The sequence below is a fragment of the Adonisia turfae CCMR0081 genome (genome assembly GCF_011009555.1).
GTDB lineage: Bacteria > Cyanobacteriota > Cyanobacteriia > Phormidesmidales > Phormidesmidaceae > Leptothoe > Leptothoe turfae.
The window spans coordinates 734,345-754,432 of sequence record NZ_QXHD01000004.1 but is presented as its reverse complement, the minus strand read 5'-3'; the positions used below and the strand labels follow the sequence as shown (position 1 = coordinate 754,432).

Below are 20,088 nucleotides of genomic sequence, written 5' to 3'. Positions count from 1 at the left end.
TGCTAACATCCGTAAGCAAATCACAGAACTGAAGTAACTATGGCGCTCCAGGTTTACGGCATTCCCAACTGCGGCACCTGTAAAAAAGCCTTGACATGGCTCGATGCTAACGGTGTTGACTATGAGTTTATCAATACTAAAGAGCATCCCCCTGGTCGTGAGCAAATTACCGACTGGGTGACGACACTAACTGCTAAGCCGATGCGTAATACATCCGGCATGTCTTATCGCGCCTTAGGAGAAGAAAAGAAAACCTGGAGTGATGCTCAGTGGATAGACGCCTTTACGGAAGACGCCATGCTTCTCAAGCGGCCTCTATTTGTCAAAGATGATCAGGCTGTATTAGTAGGCTTCCGGGTAAAAGAAGGCGAGTTACAGGCAAAGCTAATTTAACAAAGGGAGTACCCCATGGGAGAAGCCAAACGCAGAAAAGAACAAGATCCTAAATATGGAAAAGTACCTCAAAAACGGCCCCAAACCAATCGGTTTAAGTTTGATCCTAAACGCATTACTCCAACAGAATGGTTGATTTGGGCGGTACTTTTTGGAGGAACAGCCGCAGTATTTTTGGGTACGTATTTTTGGCAATAAAGCCACACCAAGAAGTGCCACATTTGTAACAGAAATGTGGCACTTCTGATAAACCTTGAATTAAATAGAATGGGCCAGGGTTAGCGCTTTGGTCTTTCCTCCCGAGGGCGTGCTTTATTGACACGAATCTCACGACCGAGCCATTCAGCTCCATCAAGGGCCTCGATAGCAGCGTCTTCTTCGGCATCCGCAGACATTTCTACAAATGCAAATCCGCGAGGACGACCGGTTTCGCGATCCATAGGAACAGTTACTCGCTTAACGGTACCGTAATCTGCGAATACTTCCTGAATATCTTCCTGCGAAACCGTGTAGGCGATATTCCCTACATAAATGGACATGGACCTTCTCCAAACAATTAAGATGAAAAACTGACGAGAGTAACACTTAGACAGCTGGCACCCAGATAGGTATAGACGAACTGACTAGCCGCAGTTGACTGCTCATCCAGGGTCACCTTAACACAGAAATTCGGGCCAGAATCGTTGCCTGGACGACTTGTGAGGAAGGCTTGATAAAAAATCTTTTACATCCAGGCCTATAGATTTCCTCAGGAGTGATTTTGCGCTAGACCGGCAAATTTATGTCAGAATTACACCCAAATCGCCATAAGGGTTGTCTTGCTTAAGATCAAGCATCAAAATAGCTTGATTTAGCTCACTATCACTCCAGTGGGGATGGGAGACTTGTAATGTGCGACGGTTAAGCGTTTTAAGGGGCTTTTGTAGCCATGCGTCTTGATTATCAGTAGGTTTTAGGTTTTTGCTCAGCATAATGAACAGCCTGTCAATGGGGCCGGGTTAATTGATCCTAGCGACTACTTCAATCGTTTATCGTTCGTTACCGTACGGTTTACCGAAACTTTTTGAGCAGATCCTCACTTATAGCTTATAGAAATCAATTCGACTTGGTTAGCAAAATCGCACTATCTATTGGAGGATGCCAACTAGTGCTGAACTGCACTAGTTGGCAACAACTCGACTACTCAACCAATGGTCTTTCAACACCTCCAGGGCCATGGAAAAATACCCATTTACCAAAGTCTTCTGAAAAAATCTCAACTCGATGCTTCCTACCGGCTAGTACGAATAAAACCTCTCCTGGCTCAACTCGATGGCGAGATGGGTCGTTGATAAACTCACCCGTGCCGAAGCTACAACATAAATCTCGTCGCGTATGTGAGGCTGCTGTTGAGCCACGCTAACAGGTTAATAGCAGTCAATCACAAGAGAACCATGGTTCAACAGTGCGATAAATGGAGAGTTTTGTTGCGACAAAGACACTTTTGCGGAGTCAACTGTCAGCCTTTTCTCTGTATCTACCCTGTTTTGTATGCTAATCGATACCCAAAGGTCATATGATAATTCCCGCTTACACCATTGGCTTATAAGTAAATAAATATGATAGATATAGACGTTATTCAAGCAGGCGATAGTTGGCAGAACTGGGTATTTACGATTACTTATCTAAGTTTTTTACTATTTGTGGTGTGGCGGGTGATTGTGTCATCATCCAAACCATCTGAATAGTCAGGGTGCATCAATCATGGCGGAGTATGCGACTGAGATGGCTGAGGTGGCAACGCGGGTTAACTGGCTGCGGCAGGCCACATGCCTCAAGGTATTGCCAGAGGAGGTCTTGGTTGCGATCGCAACCAACCTAACCCCGCTCTCTATCCAAGCCAACCGTCGTCTTATTCTCGAAGATACCCAAGCCGATGCCCTCTATATTCTGAAAGCCGGTCATTTAGAACGCTACCGTAGCCAGCGGACGTCTATGGCCCAGATTGTAGAGCTGTTGCCGGGGGTAGTTTTACACTTACAAGAAATCCTGCTAGAGCAGCCCACCGATTACACCATCATTACCCTCGAAGATTGTGAGCTGTGGCAGCTATCTGCTGACAAACTAAGGCAGATCGCCTCCGAACATCCAAGTCTCAGCCAACAGCTCTCCGAACTATTGGCTGAAGAAGTTGAACAGCTGTCTGCCCAGCTACTTTACGAACAAGAGCGCCAACAAGAACTACGCCCCTACTTAGTACCCAAGGTCAGCCGGGGCGTGGTCGGCGCTAGTCGCTATGCCCAACGTCTACGGCAATCCGTGCGTACAGCAGCAAGTGTGATGGCCGATGACCACGGACGGCGCGACCCAGTGCTTATTTTTGGTGAGCCAGGATTAGAAAAAGATAACCTGGCTGCCCTAATCCATTTTGGGTCTCACTACAAACAAGAACCCATGATTAAGGTGAATTGCAAAACCTTGCGGGCCATTGAGCTATTTGGTAAAGGCGAGAGTCGTCCAGGACTGTTGGACTGGTTAGACCAGGGCACCCTATTGCTGAACAACATTCAGGATCTAGATCCTGAACTACGCCCCGCTATTCTGAGATTGATCAAAACAGGCCAGTATCAACCCACTACTCAGCCAGGCAATGCACCATCAGCAGTCAAGGAGAGTGCTGCCTGGATCATGATGATCTCAGAAAAGAGTCTCACACCCTTTGCAAACCTGTCTCCTCAACAGGTGAAAGTCCCTCCCCTCCGGGTGAGAAAAGCCGACATAGAAGCCCAAATCAACTACTACATTCAGCTCTACTGTCGAAAACGCGGAATCCGTAAGCCTAGGCTGACCCCCGAAGCATTGCGTCGTTTACAAAGCTATGATTTCCCTAGCAATCTCAAGGAACTAGATAGCCTAGTGCAACGGGCCATTGAACAGGCAGAATGTGCTCCTCGCCTGAATGAAGAAGTCTTTTGGTCCGCCAGTGAACAACCCAATCGATTTCGTCTGAATTTACTCAACGCTTATCCAAAATTACGGCAGTTCCTACGTAGTCCCTGGTGGCCTGATCGCATCAATTTTGGTTTTACCAGCTGGTTCTATGGGTTAGTGGTCGCTTTATTATTCTTCGGTCCCCAAACCCGTGATGCCAATATTGCCCTGAATTTCTTTTGGGCCTGGTGGTGGCCATTAATTTTGTTGTTATTTCCTTTTGTGGGTCGTCTTTGGTGTGCTGTTTGCCCCTTTATGATCTATGGAGAAATTACTCAAAAACTCTCTCTATGGCTATGGCCCAGACAGCTTGGGGAATGGCCAAGGCAGTGGGCAGAGCGCTGGGGAGGCTGGATTTTATATGCAGGCTTTGCCGCCATTTTGATCTGGGAAGAACTATGGAATTTAGAAAACACGGCCTATCTCTCTGCCTGGCTATTGCTGATTATCACGGCTGGGGCCATGATTTGTTCCGCACTCTTTGAGCGGCGTTTTTGGTGCCGTTACCTGTGCCCCATTGGTGGCATGAACGGACTATTTGCGAAACTCTCTATGACAGAATTGCGGGGGCAAACAGGTATTTGTTCAGCCACCTGTAGCACCTATCAATGTTACAAAGGTGGACCAGCTAAAGGAGAAGGGCAAGAGACTGGTGGCTGTCCAGTCTATTCTCATCCAGCTCAGCTAGTGGATAATCGAAACTGTGTGCTGTGTATGACCTGTCTAAAAGCATGTCCCCATCGGTCGGTGGAGTTTAATCTACGCCCCCCTGGCATTGAGTTATGGACCACGCACACGCCTGCGCACCATGAGGTGGCACTGCTGTTATTGCTGTGGGGAGCGGTTTTTGTGCATCGGCTACCGGCAGTGGCAGAGCTGTTAGGCGTGGCGCATCGGGTTGAGGGATTTGGGGGACATGCGATCGCAACCACCCTGCTGCTCTTTGCTCCATGGCCCATGGCCTGGGCCACTCATAAACTCACCCATCTCATTCAACCTCGCCTGAAAGCCCGCCCGTTTATTCAAGTTGCCTATGGCTGGCTACCCATCGTTCTATTGGGCAGTCTGGCCCATTATCTTTCTCTTGGCCTAACTGAGGCAGGGCGTATTATCCCCGTTTCCTTAGCCAGTTTTGGCTTGGCAAGCACTGGGCCTGTAGTCGTAGCACATCCAGCTGTAATTGCTTTTTTGCAAGGCGTTAGCCTAATATTTGGAGCGTTACTGAGCATAGTACTCACCCAGCGTATCGCCCGACAACCTTGGTTAAAGATACTGCCTCTTCATGGCTTTACTATAGGCATAACAGCCATCCTGTATAAACTTATCGTTTGCGTTGATTAGTCTTGCAAAACAACAAAATATTTTGCTAGCTGAGGTAAGTGGACAGCCTGAGCCCTTCAGTCCCGATATAGGGGAAGTCTCAATCCCATTGAATAAACTCCACCCCCTGCTTCCTTGTCACTATCTTGGCTTCTCAAAACTTCATAAGTGTGGGTGATTTCATCTACGAATCCACAGCAGAAGATGTGCGCTCTAAACGATTACTTTATCGGAGTCTCAATATAAGAATAAGCTCGTTACTGTATTGCTGATTTACAGCATATAGCTCTGTATAAAGGAGGGGTACACTTTATCTCGGTTGATAGATCTATGCAGCATTTGGTCTAACGTATGCCAATCCGCGCTCAGCACATTTGCGTAGCGTAGTAGCCTGCTCAAAGGTTATTTGCCCAATCCAACGGCTAAACTGGAGTATGCAGTTAGGAAAATCATATTCTCGCTACTTCTCGAATGAGCAACGATCAAAAGCTAGCGTGCAGGACTCTTTATGATTAGAAAACAAGCCGTCAACGTTATCACCTCATCCATTCCAGCTCTTTTAGGGGTGGGGATGTTGGTAATTGGTATAAGTAGCTGCAGACCTGATGCTAGGGTGTCCGATACGTCCACCTTCCAGGAGATTGCCCCTCAACCTGAGGCTGACCCTCAACCTGAGGCCACCTCTCAACCTGAGGCCACCTCTCAAACTGAAACCGCCTCTCAACCTGAGGCTGCTCCTCAAACTGGGCTAGTTCAAGCTGCGCATAATCTGGTTCATATGAACCTGGATGAGAAGGGCATTGCTTTGCGGGGCTATGATCCAGTTTCTTACTTTACGGAAAGTGGGCCAGTAAAAGGCCAGGATAGTTACAGCCTCGTCTGGCATGATGCAACCTGGTACTTTGCAACTGCTGAGAATCGAGATCTATTTAGCCGTGAACCTGAAAAATATGCGCCTGCCAATGGCGGTTACTGCACGTTTGGTATTGTCCTGCGAAAGAAGTTTGATGGTGATCCGCAAGTGTGGTCTGTGATTAAGTCTCGCTTATATGTTTTCCTCAATGAGGATGTGCAGCAGAAGTTCTTACTAGATAGTACGGGTAACCTTCAGAAAGTTGCTGCTAACTGGCCCACTATTCAGTTTAAATCTCCAGAGGAGCTTTAAACCAAACCTAGTCGGCTCGGTTTTATGATTCGCAAAAGACTGCAGTTCCTCTCTAACTTTTCTTCCTTTGCAGTGGTTGCCTTGGCAGCTACTGCAACTTTGGCATTTCTGGATTTTCAAGATCGGGCTCAACATAATGCTCTAATTCAAAAACAGGAGCAACTTCTTTCGATTAAAGAGAACTTGAATCAGATGGAATCATCAATGCTCATGGCTCGATTGGATGAGGTCCAGGTTAATCAGGTTCAAGATCTTTCAGCCTCCTCTAAGTTTACGGATCACCTTGATCGGACAAGGCAGATTGCATATGACTTGATAGAAATTTGTCAAGAGAATGACCATGATAAGATTATCGATTCCCTTGAAACGTTTTTAGTGATTGTTGATAAGTATGAGCAATCGGTTAATCAAACCTTAGAAATTCAGTCTCGTATTGCTGCTACTGATGGCACAGGAACGTTAACTGAACTCCAAACGGTTAAAGATCGCATTCAAGCAGAACTCGATGTTTCTGATAAACAGGTTTTGATTTCCAAGTTCTTTCGAATGCAACTTTATGAGCGAGACTTCATCAGCACCCTAGATATGCGTCTGTCAGATCGGCTAGTTAATCAAGTTACAGACCTGGAACAAGCCATCATCAGGTCTGAATTTATAGGTCCTGTCACCTTCGAGTCATTTTTGTTGGATGAAGTTCAACAATATCGAGAGCTAGTTGTTGAACTAATGTACAGTACGTTAGAGTTGGAGCTTTCTACGGCTGAAGCCTCTCTGCAATTTGATCGAATTGCCCCTAATATTTCTAACAGCCAGCAGGAAGTCAATGATTTACTCGATTTGACAACCGAACAGCTCCAGTCCCAACGGCAGATTTCTAGTTTGCAAACAGTTTTAGTATTTACCATTGTCTTTATTTTACTGATTACCTTCACTTTGCTACAGATTCGTAGCGCCCAATCATTACTTATTCGTCTGAAACAATTAAAAAATGCCATGAATGAGATGGCGATAGGTCATTTTCAGTATTTGGGAGAACTTCCTGAGGGAAATGATGAAGTTGGGGCTTTAGCTCAAAACTTTAAAGCAATGTCCACTCAAATTCAGAGCCAGTTTGAGACAATTCGTGAAGAGAAGAAAAAAGCAGAAATCGCTAGCCAGGCTAAGTCTCAATTTCTGGCCAACATGAGTCACGAAATTCGAACACCGATGAATGGAGTCATTGGTACCACGAGCTTACTGTTAAATACTGATTTAAGTTTTGAGCAGCAAGAGTATGTCGATATTATTCAGAATAGTAGTGATAGCTTACTGGGCGTTATTAACGATATTCTCGACTTCTCTAAAATTGAATCAGGCTACATGGTTCTCGAAGAATCTTCCTTTGAACTCAGGCACTGTATCGAAGATGTTCTAGATCTTTTTGCCAGTGAAGCTTTAGAGAAAAATTTAGATTTGTTATATCAAATTGCCAGTGATGTTCCCCTATGCATTCAAGGTGATTTGAATCGGCTACGTCAAATTTTAATGAATTTAGTTAGTAATGCTATTAAGTTTACAGAGAAAGGAGAGGTTCTGATTTCAGTGAGACTGAGGCAGTCTGAACCACTAAACTCAAAAACAATAGACTCAAAAACACTGGAAACTATCCAACCTGAATTTCCTATAATCCTGGAATTCTTCGTTAAAGATACCGGTATTGGCATTCCGATCGATGGAATTCCTAAACTCTTTAAGGACTTTTCTCAAGTTGATAATTCTACGACCCGAAAATATGGGGGGACTGGCCTAGGGCTGGCTATTTGTAAACGCTTAGTAACCTTAATGGGAGGTGAAATTTGGGTCGCCAGTGATGTGGGGCAAGGTTCAACCTTTTATTTCTCCATGCAAACTCGATTAGCAGACGCACAATCACAGCTGCATCTAAACCCTCAAGTTCCAGTTCTGCAAGCATGCCGTGTTTTGATTGTTGATGATAGTCATGCGAGTTGTGCGGTGCTGGCAGAACAGTGCAGTCAATGGGGACTAAAACCAGACACTGTGCCATCGGCTCAAGCTGCTTTAGGCAGCCTAAAACGAGGCCAACAGTTTGATTTAGCTATTATCGATGTCCAGATGCCAGGTATGGATGGCTTGGAACTTGTTCAGCAGATTCGCTCGCTTCAACTTGATTTTCCCTTGCCTTGTATTATGTTGGGCGCTGTTAGCAAACCCCATGATAAAGAAGAGCTATTCGATGCTTGGTTAACTAAACCCATTAAGCATGCAAACTTGTGGAATGCTGTAACTGACCTTGTTAAAGCTCAACAGAACTCTCAACAATATTCTGAAAAACAACAAAATAATTGTGATAGCACTGCGAAACCTTTCTCCCAAGATGCTAACTCTTTATCTGAGGCCCATGTATCTGGCAATGGCTCTGGAAACCGCCCGCCCCTCAGGATTCTAGTAGCTGAGGATAACCCTGTAAATCAAATGGTGGTGTTACGGATTTTGGCGAAGTTAGATTATTCGGGTGATCTAGCGGCTAATGGATTGGAAGTTTTAGAGGCTTTAGAACGTCAGCACTATGACATTATTTTCATGGATCTTCAAATGCCTGAAATAGATGGCTTGGAAGCAACTGAGCAAATCATTGAAAAATGGGGTGAAGATCGCCCAAAGATTATTGCAGCAACCGCTAATGTCCGGCAGGAGGACCAAGCGGCTTGTTTTGCAGCTGGCATGGATGACTATATTAGTAAACCCTATGCCCTAGAACAAATCCAGGGTATGCTTGCAAAATGGGGAGCAAATTAGAGGGGAGTAAATTCGTTCTGTTGTTCACTAGTGTTATGCATGGGCTAAGTGTCTGATTAGAAATTGACCGGCTGAGGTGTGTCTAGCCAATCAACCACAGCCTTTAGAGATCGCACCCCATAATCTGCATACTCTGACCACATAAACTCGCCATCGGTGTCAATGTAGATCGTTGCTGTGCCCGCTCGCTGCCCCGCCATCAGGTCAAACTTATAATCTCCCACCATCACGGCTGCGGTGGATGGAGCCTCCCAAGTATCCAATAGCGCTAAAATACCATCGGGTTCTGGTTTTGGTGCATGACAGTCGCGACTGAGTACGAGGGCGGGTTCAAAAAAATCCATCAAACCGCAAGCATCGAGGGTCTCATGGGCAATATCTTTGCCGTTTCGGGTAAGAATGCCAATTTGTTTGCCTTGGCTAATGAGCAGTTCTAATAGTTCATGGGCTCCAGGCTGTGCAGTGGCTTGACTTGCTAGGTCTAACTCAATCTCTCGTAACTGTTTATATTTAACGGCGGCAATATCTGGGGGCAACTGACGTAATGATTCCAGAATGGGTGTGCCTACCGGTAGTTCTAAGGTTGCTCGAATCGCTTCAAAATTGTGGATACCAAGGGTCAATGTGCCATCCATGTCGAACACCCAGCAGGTGCGATTAGCCAGATTCTCGTTGCCGGTTAATTGCATACCTCATTCCTGGTTGACTACTTTTGTCAGTGTAACGTGGGGTGATAAAGCTTAGTTTAGTCACTCTGAGTCTTGGGCTGAGGCGGCTCCTATCCGTTGTGGCTGCATGATTGAACACCGTTGTTTAAGTATGCGGTGAGGACAGTGAGGCAATTTGCGATCGCACCCAAATCAGCAATCTCATATCCATGGGTATTCTGCGTCGGAAAACTCAAACAAGCTCCCTTCGGCACATGGCCAAACTTCATCGCAATTGATGCATCACTACCAAATTGAGAAATCACTGCCTGTTGAAGCTGAATCCTGACAGTGGACGCCGCTGAGATCAACTCCTGATTCAGTCCTTCGTCATAGAGACCGTAGCTATCTTGGGCGAACAAAACAGGCCTGGGACCATCAACAATTGGGTACTCCTGAGATAGGGGACAAATTTCCAACGCAATCAGCCGACTCAACTTCTGTCGTTGACTGAAGAATAGGGCCCCGATCGCACCGACTTCTTCTTTGGCAGAGGCCACCAGATATACATCTACCGGAGGGTTTTTGACCCGCTCTGCCAAACCTAACAAAATAGCGACCGATGCTTTGTTGTCTAAGGTATAACTGGCAATATGATTCCCTAAACGAAACGGACGCTTACGATGTTTGCCCACCACCATCCGTGTTCCAGGGCGAATTCCAGCCCTCACCAATTCTGGGGTTGAGAGTTTAGTCTCTACCCAGGCTGTCTCCCAGCGTACTGCTTTACCTTCTTGCTGAGATTTGTGGGGAGACTCATGGGAAACATGGCGAGACCCAAAGCTAAGAATACCTGAGATAGTCTCCTTATCGCCGAGCAGATCGACTACACCTTCACCATAAACCCAGGGATAGGCTCCACCTAAACGTCTGACCTGTAGCCTGCCCCCAGACTCAATGCCTTTAACAAGAGCACCAATCTCATCTTTATGGGCAGTAACAGCAATCGCCCCATTACTAGTACGACCTGGGATTTTAATCACAATGTTGTCGGCTTCATCGTGCCAATGTTCAACACCAAGATTGTCCAGCCACTTCTGAATATACTGATTTATCTCTCCTTCAACGCCACTGGGGGAATGGCAAAGGACTAACTCCTCAATAATAGAAAAGAAGCGATCAACATCCCAGATGCCCATGCTATACCTCCGCCTGAGATCGAATCAGACCCTGGACTAAATTCTCTAGCTTCTCCTCAGAACAGCATTCAATCAGGGCATCGAATATATCTAACAGTTTGGCTGCTTCGTCGCCGTGCATTGGGCTTAGACCCCATACATCTTGCACCCAATCTTTTGGGGCTGTTTCTTCAAAAATAATGCGTTCTAATAGCTGTTTTGATTCTTCCTTGGACAGGGCCATGCTCTCTGCTCACCTATGCAACTGCTTTATCCTGCCACATTCAGCCAACTGAGCGAAGTCGTTCGTAACGCGTCTCCGATGGAAGTCGTGAACTGGATGCTTCGTGAGTTATCCATGGTAATTGAGAACTTTCAACAGTTCACGCCCAATCTTGAAACCTACGCTAGAATAGTTCAAGATTTTCGTACAAAGTAGTTAATCATGATCGACCTCTATTATTGGACGACGCCCAACGGCCACAAGATCACGATTTTCCTCGAAGAAGCAAACATACCTTACACAATTCACCCCATTAACATTGGCAAAGGTGAGCAGTTTCAGCCTGAGTTTCTTAAGATTGCGCCTAATAATCGGATCCCGGCCATTGTCGACCAGGCTCCTACGGACGGTGGTGAACCCATTAGCCTGTTTGAGTCAGGGGCAATTCTGCAATATTTATCAGAAAAAACGGGCCAGTTTTTACCGGCGGACTTACGAGCTAGAACCGAGGTGTTGCAGTGGCTCTATTGGCAGATGGGGGGGCTGGGGCCCATGCTGGGGCAAAATCATCATTTCTCTGGCTATGCCCCTGAGAAAATTCCCTATGCTATTAATCGCTATGTCAAAGAAACAGCGCGGCTATATGGAGTGCTAAATCAGCGTCTGGTCGAACGCGAGTATGTTGCTGGCGCTTACTCTATTGCTGACATGGCGATCTATCCGTGGATTGTCCCCTATGCCAAACAGGGGCAAGACCTCCATGATTTTCCCCATCTAAAACGTTGGTTTAATGCAATTGCTGCTCGACCTGCTGTACAGCGCGCCTATGGGCGGGCAAAGATTGTGAATCCGGCCCCGAAGCCATTCACTGATGACGAAAAGAAACTGCTCTTTAACCTAGAAAAATAGCAATATCCGTAGGGGCAATCCCTTATGGTTGCCCTGCTTTGCCGTCGCCTCTTGTCCCAGGGTAGGCACAAGGCCAGCCCCTACGGGGTATCCATTTGCCTTGACATAAAACCACTCCATAGATGCTATCAGTCGATTCCATAGGTTAATGGCCAAGAACTTGTCACAATGGTGTGGGTCACTTTTTACGCACATCATGGGACAGGATCGCCTGGGGCAACTCAAACCTTCGCAACTGCGAGTGCTAATTGCTGTGGCTGATGGCGGTAGTTTTAGTGAGGCAGCCCTACAGCTGCAGCTATCGCAGTCAGCTGTAAGCTATGCCATTGCTACCTTGGAAGAGGATCTAGGGGTGGTGCTGTTTTCCCGTGGACGCTACGGGGCTGTGCCCACACCCGTGGGGCAGCAGATTATCGAGCGCGCCCGCCATGTGCTGCATTTAATTGAGGATATTTATCAGCAGGCCAACCTGGCTAAGGGGTTTGAGGGTGGGCAGTTGCGGATTGCGGCCTTTCGCAGTGCAGCTACCCATATTTTGCCGGAGGTGATTGCGCAATATTGTCAGCGGTATCCTGCGATCGCAATCACCATTGCCGAATACGATGACCGTCCTGATGTTGAATCTGATTTGCGCAAGGGTAAGGCAGATGTGGGAATTACCTACTTACCCCATGCTCCAGATCTAGAAGCCTCAGAACTGACCCAGGATGAGTTTGTGGTGCTGTTCCCCCCGGATACTGCATTACCCGAGCCCCTTACCTGGGAAACCTTAACGACCTATCCGCTGATTATGGCACCTGACGGTGATAGCTGTGATGCCATGGTCATCAACCATGGCCGCCAGTATGGTGTGGAGTTAACGCCCACGTATCAAATTCGGTCTGACGCCACCATCGTGAATATGGTAGCCAAAGGTCTAGGCGCAGCCATTAGTCCCCGACTTGCTGCTGAACCTATTCCCCCTGGTGTGCAGGTGTGCAGTTTGCCAGAACCGATTTATCGCATCATTTGTGTGGCCACACTTGCTGATGCCCTCTTACCGCCACCCGTGTTTGCATTTATGGAATTGTTGAAAGAGAGTACCCAAGACGCTTTAGACCCAAGCAATAAAACATCTCCCAGGCAAAAAGCTCAGGAGATGGTGTGACAGGATATTTCGGAGAGATTGAATACCCAAACTTACTCTCGGTTTGATCTTCTGAGCTGAGTCAGAAAAGCAACCTCTAGAGTGGGAGGTTCTGTAGGAAAACTTCCTTGGTTTAGATGTTCAATGCTTCTCCGTGATTTAGTGTTGTTTGCAATTTAACTTGTTTTATTCTTGCTTAGCCTAAGGGTTAAGGAGGATTTTAGATTTCGAACGATTTTACTGGTTGGTTTATGTGAAGCCTGATAGAAATACTAGTTTTTTGCTTTTTTGAGATCGTGTCTTCTAAGTGTTAGTGCAGTATTAGTGCAATGGGAAGAGATCCTGAAGAGAGTTCAATGTGGTGAGATTTACGGTATGGATAAAGTCTCTTTAGGACTGCTTACAGGCACGAGTTAGGGGGCTGCACAAAAATAAAGACCTATGTTGGGGCTGTAGATGGGTGCATGAGTGATGGGGTAAGAGGATGATCATTTAAGCGCAAGCGCCTTAATTCTATCTAAAGTGAACAGATCGTAAATATATGTTTGTTTTGTCTTGTTGTAGGGTGACGAGTGGCGTTTGACAATGGTTGTTTGGGTTATAAAAAAGTCTCCTAAGTAAAAGAACTTAGGAGACTTGTGTGACAGGATATTTAGAGACACTGGAATTCCCGCTAAGCTAGCCCAGATAAGATACGCTTCTCGCTCAAGATGCTTATGCTCTCTGTGAAGGATGCATGGTTCTCAGTGTTGCTCTAGGGTTTAGTTTCATCCATTAATGTATCTAATTGTGTTAATGCTTTACATTGTCCAAAGGTGGAGTATTCTCGGCTTTCGTTTTGGGAACTCCTCATCCCCTGCTGACTGCTTATAGTAAGTTTGTTAGCACCTGTAAAAGCCGCTGATTCTGCTCTGGTGTGCCCACTGTAATCCGAAGCTTGTTGGTTAAATGGGCTTGGGGATAGTGGCGTACCCAAATATCATGCTCCCTAAGGGCGTCATGGAGCCTTGGCGCTTCTGGATGGGTGGCCAGGACGAAGTTGCCATGGGATGGTGGCACCTGGAAGCCTAGCTTGCGTAGGGCTAAGGTGAGGTGCTGTCGATCTAATTTGATTTGGTTTACACACTGATTTTTATAGGTCTGATCGGCAATGGCGGCAGCAGCAGCACAATTTGCGATCGCATCCACTCCATAGCTATCTTTCACCTTAAATAAATCTGCGAGTAATGCAGGTTGAGCGATGCCAAAGCCAAATCGTAGTCCTGCCAGGCTATAGCCTTTAGACAGGGTTCGCAGTACCAGAACATTCCCATGGGTTTGCGTCAGACTTAACGCCGATTCTTCTGCGAAGTCCACATAGGCTTCATCAATCACTAATAGCCCCTGAATGGTGGTGGCTAACTGCCGGAGCTCAGCCATGGGAATCTGATGGCCCGATGGACTATTGGGTGATGCTATGAGCGTGAGAGCTCCATCGGCTTGCACAATTTTCTCCAGTGGTAGAGAGAATTGTGTATCGTAGGTGATTTCAATAATCTGAGCGCCACAGATCTGGGCCAAAGTGCGATAAAGGCTATAAGTGGGCGTTGGATAAACAACCGTTCGTGTCTCATCTATACAGGCCCTCATCAATATATTGAGCAGATCATCACAGCCGTTGCCAACGATAATCCAATCTGAAGGAATGCCTAACGCCGCTGCCGCTGCATGACAGAATTCTTGCGAATAGGGATCGGGGTAACGGCGTAACCACTCCCCATCAAACGTGTTTAGACGTTTCAGTACATTTGGCGAGGGGGGATAGGGGTTTTCATTGCTATTGAGCTTGATGATGGATTGGTTGGGGGATCGATAGGGGCTAGGCTGATGGCCAGTGGCTGTTGTAATAACGGGTCGAAAATATCTCATGGCCCCATTATATTCACGGATATTGTTGCAGTTATGTTGTTAACGATGTCCGTGATTTTGCTAAAAAGAGAGGAAGAGCATTAATCAGACGCTGTCATCCTTTAGTCAGGTGGGAATACTGTAGTCGATCTCAATAATATCGAGATTAACTGTAAGATTCTATGGATAAACTTACAGGCGAAAAAATTTCCTTGACCTAGTTGCGGCACGTCGGTTGCAACGGCTGTCTACTACACCATAAAACTGTTCATGAAAATCGCCATAGATAATAGTGCTCTGATTAAAACATTTCTGAGGGGAGAAGAATCTCTTTTAGCCAATCGCGAGCTACGTGTAGAGAAGGCTTTGGATGAGATTCAGTTGCTCACCACCCAAGGAGTGCTATTGGCCAAAGGGCGATTCACGACTAAGTGTCCCCATATTGTCATCCGTTTAAGTTCTGATTATTGGGCGTTGCTCCATCAGTTTGCCCTTGAAGCAGGGTTTATTCCGCTCAGTCTGGAACAGGCGCGCTCGTCTAAGGCAACGTTTGCTCAGTATGATCACCATAGTGTGCCAGCAGGGTATCAGATTCACTGTGAGGCAGCGTCTGTTTTTTGGAAAACGTGGTGGGTCAACCATCGTAGTATGCAGCTGATGGATATTCTGCTGCTGTGCCACAAGCAATGGTATCCGGTTAAACACATGCTGTGTGATACCGGGACGATCTATGTCAAAACCTGGCGCGGAGAACAAATCCTGTCCCTGGCAGATACTGTGGTGTGGCTAGATCGTAATGCGCAAAGACAGCGACTGCGTGTCAATGTCCGAAAACGCCATGCCAAGGACACATTAGTGGCTAGCAAATATCCCTATCATGATGAATTGGTGGCTAATCACTCGGAACCCCTCCAGAGACCTAAGGTTCCGGCTAATCTACAGTCAGTAATTAAAGCTGATGCTACTCGGCTACTTGTTCATACTGTGCTAGGGCCGGTGGTGATCGAAGGGCAAAATCTAACCTGTAACCTGGCACGTAAGAGCATCAAAGTCTCTTAAGCAGTGAGTGACCCTACTCACCAATGTCAATGCGTCCTACCGATGTGTCAGGATAGTATGCAGACAAGATTTCATAATAGCGATAGCCCTGTTCTGCCAAATCTAGGGCTCCGGTTTGACTCATCCCGTACCCACTATGGGCATCGTCAACAATATCTTGATTAGCCGCGTATAATGACTCCACCACACCACCGCCATAGCTAATAAATTCTCCGGATGTTTCATGGACGGCCTGCTGGGTGGAGCTAGCTTCCGTGGCAATACCTTTATAAGCTTGATACCGTTGCGTATCATCCAAGTCGTAGGTTCTTCGCTGGTGGCGAACGGTGTGTACGATGGCATAGGAACGCGCTGCAACGGCCTGGGCCTTTAAGGCTTCTAAAGACCAACTGGCAGACATTTCAGCTCCAACTACGCTGTATAAATACTCCTGAAGCATGACGTAATTTACAGCCATGACTCCGCCGTTTTGCCATAACAGCAGTAAGCGTCCGCGATACCACCGATTGCCAACCGCTACATAACCATTATCTGGTTCAACCCAGAGGGCTGTTGGGGCCGGTTGGCCATTTACAAATAGCCCTCGCTCGTCAGCACTGATTTGATAGCTAATACCCGCTGATACATTTTCCACAAGTTCGCCGTTGGTGCTCACGAGCACCCCCCCTTCGGATGCAGCGATTGACACATCAGGAGCCTGCTTCGTCAAAGCGACTCGCATTTCTGTGTAGTTATCAATTGTGGGATTGCTAGAGGGTTCAGGGGGTAGTGCGCGCACCGCGACTTTTGGTAGAGTCGGTGTTTGCGGTTGGGCAGCGGGCTGTGGTTTGGCAGCAGATGCGGTTCTGTTCGGTGGACTGGGCCAACCTGCTGGTTTTTTAGGTTGTGTTGCTGGCTTAGCGGCACTATCTGCGGGGTTGTCTACCAGGTTTTTTACGGTTTTGGTGACTAACCACTGTCCTAACGCCACAGCATCAGCTTGGATAAAGGGTTCAATGGGAGCTGGCGAGGTTGAGTTTCTTGACGTCTTGGTTGTCGCAGATGATTGAGGCTGCTCTGGCTTTGATGGCTTGCTCTTTGGAGTTTTGGGACTAATTTCAGCGGTTGCCGATGATTTTTGCTCTGGCTTTGTCTGTGATGCCTTGTCCTCTGGTGCTTTGGGTTTAACCTCATTAGTCGCAGGTGAAGCTGTGGTGTCAGCCTTGGCTACTTGACGACCAACCCCAGTCAATGGAGCCGATATCATCACTGCAGACAGAATTACACTGGCGATCCTAGAGAGTTTAAGAGGCATTTAACTTTGTATGATTAATTTTATTGGTTAGTAATAATGACTGCGGCCTGCGGGATTTGGCTCATAATAAAGACGGTTAATATCTGGCTAGTGCTTTAATTATCTATGACGAAAATAATTTAAGTTTTATTTTTATTTAAAAAACACCTTAATTACACGGTGGCATTTTTCGCTACATTTATCTTTCTCTAGGGTGCCTCTATGTAGATTGCCCTCGCCCATAGCAAGATGTGTCAGACTTAGCCTTATACCTTAGTCGTATTTTTTTGCCACATTTCATGAATAATGGTTTTCCTGCGTTCTATTAAGGGTAAGGGATAAATTGATCCCAGTGAGTGATGGCTTTGATGTCAGCTGGTGCAGCCGATGACGAGGCGCGTTCAGCCGAGCGATCAAAGTAAATGGATCGCATTCCCAACCGCTGAGGTGCGATCGCATCATTGGTTAAATGATCGCCAATAAACAATACTCTCTCAGGGGCTGGATTTCCGGCTGCTTCTAGAGCCATTTGGTAGATGGTATCGCTCGGTTTGCGCTTGCCACATTCGGCACTGTCCAGTACAAACTGAAAATATACGTTCAGGCCATAGCGCTCCAGCATTTTGCCAGGCCAATCTGCTAAGAAAAAGTTAGAGATTACCCCCATGGACACCTGGTCTTGCCAGCGTTGCAGCATGCTTTCTACGCCAGCAGGTAGTCTGAGTGTAGCGGGAAAGCACTCCATAAACTGAACTTCCATTTCTGCGAGCACTTGGTCAACTAGCGCCGTATCTGCCTCAGGGCGGTAGACTGCCAATAGATTGCGAAACCGCTCCTGTAAGGTTTGCTCATGGGGTTTGCCAGCAATATACTCTAACCGCCAGCGGTGGTAATCAGCCCGTACATCTTCAATGTCTGTATAGAGCCCGGCTGTCACTGGCACCTGATACATGGGTGCTAACCCTGCTTCATAGCCAGAGGTATCAAAATCGTCGATCAGGGTATTGAAACAGTCAAAAAAAATCCAGTCGAGGGACGTGCTGGTGACCATGGTGAATCTGCCCTATATGCCAGATGCGCGGAAGTGCTTCACTAGGTTAGCGCCATTAGGCACGTTCATCGGGATAGTCTCCACAAGAAATTCTGGCGAGCACAACGGCATCAGTTGTCAACCAATTGTTCAAATGAGGCAACACTCTTTTCAACAATGCTCAGACTGGCTTTCCAAAACTGAGATTGTGAGATGTCTTGCTGTAGGTGCTGAGTTACTAACTCTTCTGCTGTCATGCTGCCAGTGTCTCGTAAAATTTGAGTATAGAGGGTGTTAAAATCGGCTCCATAGTTGTCTTGCTGGGCATAGATGCCGAGGCTAAAGAGATAGCCAAATAGGTAAGGATAGTTGTAAAAGCCCAGTTGAGAAATAGAGAAATGTAGCTTAGTAGCCCAAAACATGTCGTCATAGTCTGAAAGACTGTCTTCGTACCAAAGTTGCCAGCTATCAGCCATCATGGTCTTGAGCGCAGGTGAGATCGCAACACCCTGTTTCCGTGCTTCAACCAGTCGTTTCTCAAACTCAAACCGAGCTGGAATATTTAGCAAAAAGACCGCTGCACTTTGGGCATTTTGCCAGAGAATCTCTAACTTTTGAGCCGGTGTTTCAGCTTGCTGTAGCAGAGCATCACGCACTAAGGTCTCAGCAAAGATACTGGCAGTTTCCGCCAAGGTCATGGAGTAATAGGTTTGCATGGGGGGCAGATCACGCATGACCCAGTTATGCCAGGCATGACCCAGTTCATGGGCCAGGGTGATGACGTTGGTCATCGTGCCCGCATAGGACATAAAGATACGCGGTTCACGGGGGTCGGAAAACCGAGTACAGTAAGCTCCAGTGGCTCGGTTGGGGGTAGGTTTCCCATCAATCCAGCCCTGCTCAGCCATCATCACGGCAAAGTCGCCCATTTCTGGGGTTAGTTGTCGAAACGCATCGGCAATCAATGTAATGGCTGCGTCAAATGAAATTGTTTTGGGCTCGCCAATGGTAGGCGCTGGGGCTTGTAAATCCCACGGTGCCATCTGGGGAATGTTGAGCACCTGTGCCATGGCCTTCAGAGCGCGTTGCCCAATGGAACGTTGCTGATAGGTGGTTGCCATCAACGCATCTAGAGTAGCCCGCTCAATACGGCTTTGATGACAGCTGCGGTCTAGGTAATGGAGTTCACGCACCTGAGCCCGTTTTTGCGTTTCTTCTAGTCGCCAGCCGTTGATGGCGTTGAGAATGGTGGATGCAGTTTGTTGATGGCCAGTCCAAGCGTTACGGATCGCGTTCCAGGCGGCCTGTCGAGTTTCTCGGTTGGGGTCACTTTGCAAATTAGCGGCTTTTGCCAGACCCATGGTCTCTCCGTTAACTGTGCATTTAAGGGTACCCGCCAGCTCTGTGTAGAGATTGCCCCAGGTATGCAGACCGTTTACCGCCAGGCCTGTAATTAAATTCTCTTCTGCAACACTGAGCAGTTGATCTCTGAGTTTGCGTTGATGCACCAGTAAAAAAGCCATTTCTACTAAGACCGGATCCGCGACCACAGCTGCCACAAATTCAGAGCGAACCCGATTGAGAAACACCTGCATGGGGGTGAGTGCCTGGCTCACCTCTGCGCTGATCTGCTGCAGTGTGGGCATGATGGCGCTGGCATGGGTGTCCTGGGCATCTACGCTCAGGGCCGTCGTGATGTAAGTGCGCACATTGCCCAGCTGTTTGTTCAACTCTGTGCGGGTTTGGTGAATGCCGCGTAATAAGCCAAGCAGGGTGTCAAACTCTGGTTCAGGAAGTGTTTCCGCACTGTCAATGTATTCTGCAAACGGGGCACAGGCCATGGAGATTTGCCCAACGTTGTCCCTAATCTCAGCGATAGCGGTTGCAATCTGGGGATCGTCGGTACCTTTGAAGAAATGCTGGTTATCCCAAGTTTGACGAAGTTGAGGCATAGCAATGTGGGGGCAGATGGTCCTTAGGGGGGCCTAAGGGTGGTCCTTAGGGGGGCCTAAGGGTGGTCCTTAGGGGGGTCCCTAAATTTTAATCGGCTGGATTGGGGCTAGCCACCTTTGATTGAGTGGTGCTGCTGTTTTAAGGTTAACTGAGAGGGAA

Annotated in this window: 19 protein-coding genes; 9 read left to right on the top strand and 10 right to left on the bottom strand. The window is 47.2% G+C overall.

The features are described from left to right. The first annotated feature begins 39 nt into the window (after positions 1-39). Both DXZ20_RS07560 and DXZ20_RS07555 read left to right on the top strand, forming a co-directional pair. Complete coding sequence (locus tag DXZ20_RS07560) at positions 40-393, top strand: Spx/MgsR family RNA polymerase-binding regulatory protein (protein ID WP_163660995.1); 354 nt, start codon at positions 40-42, stop codon at positions 391-393. 15 nt (positions 394-408) lie between these two features. Beyond that, positions 409-591 (top strand): hypothetical protein, encoded by a 183-nt coding sequence (locus tag DXZ20_RS07555; protein ID WP_006517379.1) that lies wholly within the window; start codon positions 409-411, stop codon positions 589-591. An 80-nt stretch (positions 592-671) separates the two neighbouring features. Here the strand turns inward: DXZ20_RS07555 and rbp are convergent, their stop codons facing one another. Continuing rightward, positions 672-932 carry an RNA-binding regulator gene (gene rbp, locus DXZ20_RS07550; RefSeq protein WP_006517380.1) on the bottom strand — a complete coding sequence of 87 codons (261 nt, stop codon included), beginning with the start codon at positions 930-932 and terminating at the stop codon, positions 672-674. 240 nt (positions 933-1,172) lie between these two features. Next, positions 1,173-1,364 (bottom strand): hypothetical protein, encoded by a 192-nt coding sequence (locus DXZ20_RS07545; RefSeq protein ID WP_163660993.1) that lies wholly within the window; start codon positions 1,362-1,364, stop codon positions 1,173-1,175. A gap of 772 nt (positions 1,365-2,136) precedes the next feature. Here DXZ20_RS07545 and DXZ20_RS07540 point away from each other — a divergent pair. The 3 genes from DXZ20_RS07540 to DXZ20_RS07530 all read left to right on the top strand — a co-directional run bounded on the left by DXZ20_RS07540 (position 2,137) and on the right by DXZ20_RS07530 (position 8,644). Further along, positions 2,137-4,704, top strand: a complete 2,568-nt coding sequence (locus DXZ20_RS07540) for a cyclic nucleotide-binding domain-containing protein (protein WP_163697432.1) — start codon at positions 2,137-2,139, stop codon at positions 4,702-4,704. A 487-nt stretch (positions 4,705-5,191) separates the two neighbouring features. Beyond that, on the top strand, positions 5,192-5,848 hold the full coding sequence (locus tag DXZ20_RS07535) for a YHS domain-containing (seleno)protein (protein ID WP_163697430.1): 657 nt from the start codon (positions 5,192-5,194) through the stop codon (positions 5,846-5,848). 81 nt (positions 5,849-5,929) lie between these two features. Then, positions 5,930-8,644, top strand: a complete 2,715-nt coding sequence (locus DXZ20_RS07530; RefSeq protein ID WP_250565669.1) for a response regulator — start codon at positions 5,930-5,932, stop codon at positions 8,642-8,644. A 56-nt stretch (positions 8,645-8,700) separates the two neighbouring features. Here the strand turns inward: DXZ20_RS07530 and DXZ20_RS07525 are convergent, their stop codons facing one another. The 3 genes from DXZ20_RS07525 to DXZ20_RS07515 form a co-directional block, all read right to left on the bottom strand. After that, positions 8,701-9,333, bottom strand: coding sequence for an HAD family hydrolase (locus DXZ20_RS07525; RefSeq protein WP_163697426.1), 633 nt, complete (start codon positions 9,331-9,333; stop codon positions 8,701-8,703). Positions 9,334-9,422: 89 nt separating this feature from the next. Then, positions 9,423-10,490, bottom strand: a complete 1,068-nt coding sequence (locus tag DXZ20_RS07520) for a M42 family metallopeptidase (protein ID WP_163697424.1) — start codon at positions 10,488-10,490, stop codon at positions 9,423-9,425. 1 nt (position 10,491) lies between these two features. Beyond that, complete coding sequence (locus DXZ20_RS07515; protein ID WP_163660979.1) at positions 10,492-10,713, bottom strand: hypothetical protein; 222 nt, start codon at positions 10,711-10,713, stop codon at positions 10,492-10,494. Positions 10,714-10,728: 15 nt separating this feature from the next. Between DXZ20_RS07515 and DXZ20_RS07510 the strand changes: the two genes are divergently transcribed. Together DXZ20_RS07510 and DXZ20_RS07505 are read left to right on the top strand one after the other, a co-directional pair. After that, on the top strand, positions 10,729-10,908 hold the full coding sequence (locus DXZ20_RS07510) for a hypothetical protein (protein ID WP_163697422.1): 180 nt from the start codon (positions 10,729-10,731) through the stop codon (positions 10,906-10,908). 6 nt (positions 10,909-10,914) lie between these two features. Beyond that, complete coding sequence (locus tag DXZ20_RS07505) at positions 10,915-11,601, top strand: glutathione S-transferase N-terminal domain-containing protein (protein ID WP_163697420.1); 687 nt, start codon at positions 10,915-10,917, stop codon at positions 11,599-11,601. Here the strand turns inward: DXZ20_RS07505 and DXZ20_RS07500 are convergent. After that, on the bottom strand, positions 11,590-11,799 hold the full coding sequence (locus DXZ20_RS07500) for a hypothetical protein (RefSeq protein ID WP_163697417.1): 210 nt from the start codon (positions 11,797-11,799) through the stop codon (positions 11,590-11,592). The genes DXZ20_RS07505 and DXZ20_RS07500 overlap by 12 nt on opposite strands. Here DXZ20_RS07500 and DXZ20_RS07495 point away from each other — a divergent pair. Beyond that, positions 11,798-12,748 carry a LysR family transcriptional regulator gene (locus DXZ20_RS07495; protein ID WP_163660970.1) on the top strand — a complete coding sequence of 317 codons (951 nt, stop codon included), beginning with the start codon at positions 11,798-11,800 and terminating at the stop codon, positions 12,746-12,748. The two genes, DXZ20_RS07500 and DXZ20_RS07495, sit on opposite strands and share 2 nt — an antisense overlap. Before the next feature lie 846 nt (positions 12,749-13,594). On the opposite strand, the gene hisC is transcribed toward DXZ20_RS07495, so the two are convergent. Further along, positions 13,595-14,635 carry a histidinol-phosphate transaminase gene (gene hisC, locus DXZ20_RS07490; RefSeq protein ID WP_163697415.1) on the bottom strand — a complete coding sequence of 347 codons (1,041 nt, stop codon included), beginning with the start codon at positions 14,633-14,635 and terminating at the stop codon, positions 13,595-13,597. A gap of 249 nt (positions 14,636-14,884) precedes the next feature. On the opposite strand from hisC, the gene DXZ20_RS07485 reads away from it, so the two are divergent. Next, positions 14,885-15,673, top strand: coding sequence for a hypothetical protein (locus tag DXZ20_RS07485; protein ID WP_163697413.1), 789 nt, complete (start codon positions 14,885-14,887; stop codon positions 15,671-15,673). Positions 15,674-15,686: 13 nt separating this feature from the next. Here DXZ20_RS07485 and DXZ20_RS07480 read toward each other — a convergent pair whose 3' ends face one another. The 3 genes from DXZ20_RS07480 to DXZ20_RS07470 all read right to left on the bottom strand — a co-directional run bounded on the left by DXZ20_RS07480 (position 15,687) and on the right by DXZ20_RS07470 (position 19,928). Continuing rightward, positions 15,687-16,967 carry a SpoIID/LytB domain-containing protein gene (locus DXZ20_RS07480; RefSeq protein ID WP_163697411.1) on the bottom strand — a complete coding sequence of 427 codons (1,281 nt, stop codon included), beginning with the start codon at positions 16,965-16,967 and terminating at the stop codon, positions 15,687-15,689. A 304-nt stretch (positions 16,968-17,271) separates the two neighbouring features. Next, on the bottom strand, positions 17,272-17,997 hold the full coding sequence (locus tag DXZ20_RS07475) for an HAD family hydrolase (protein ID WP_163660965.1): 726 nt from the start codon (positions 17,995-17,997) through the stop codon (positions 17,272-17,274). Positions 17,998-18,107: 110 nt separating this feature from the next. After that, positions 18,108-19,928, bottom strand: coding sequence for a M3 family oligoendopeptidase (locus tag DXZ20_RS07470; protein WP_163697408.1), 1,821 nt, complete (start codon positions 19,926-19,928; stop codon positions 18,108-18,110). Between the last annotated feature and the right edge of the window lie 160 nt (positions 19,929-20,088).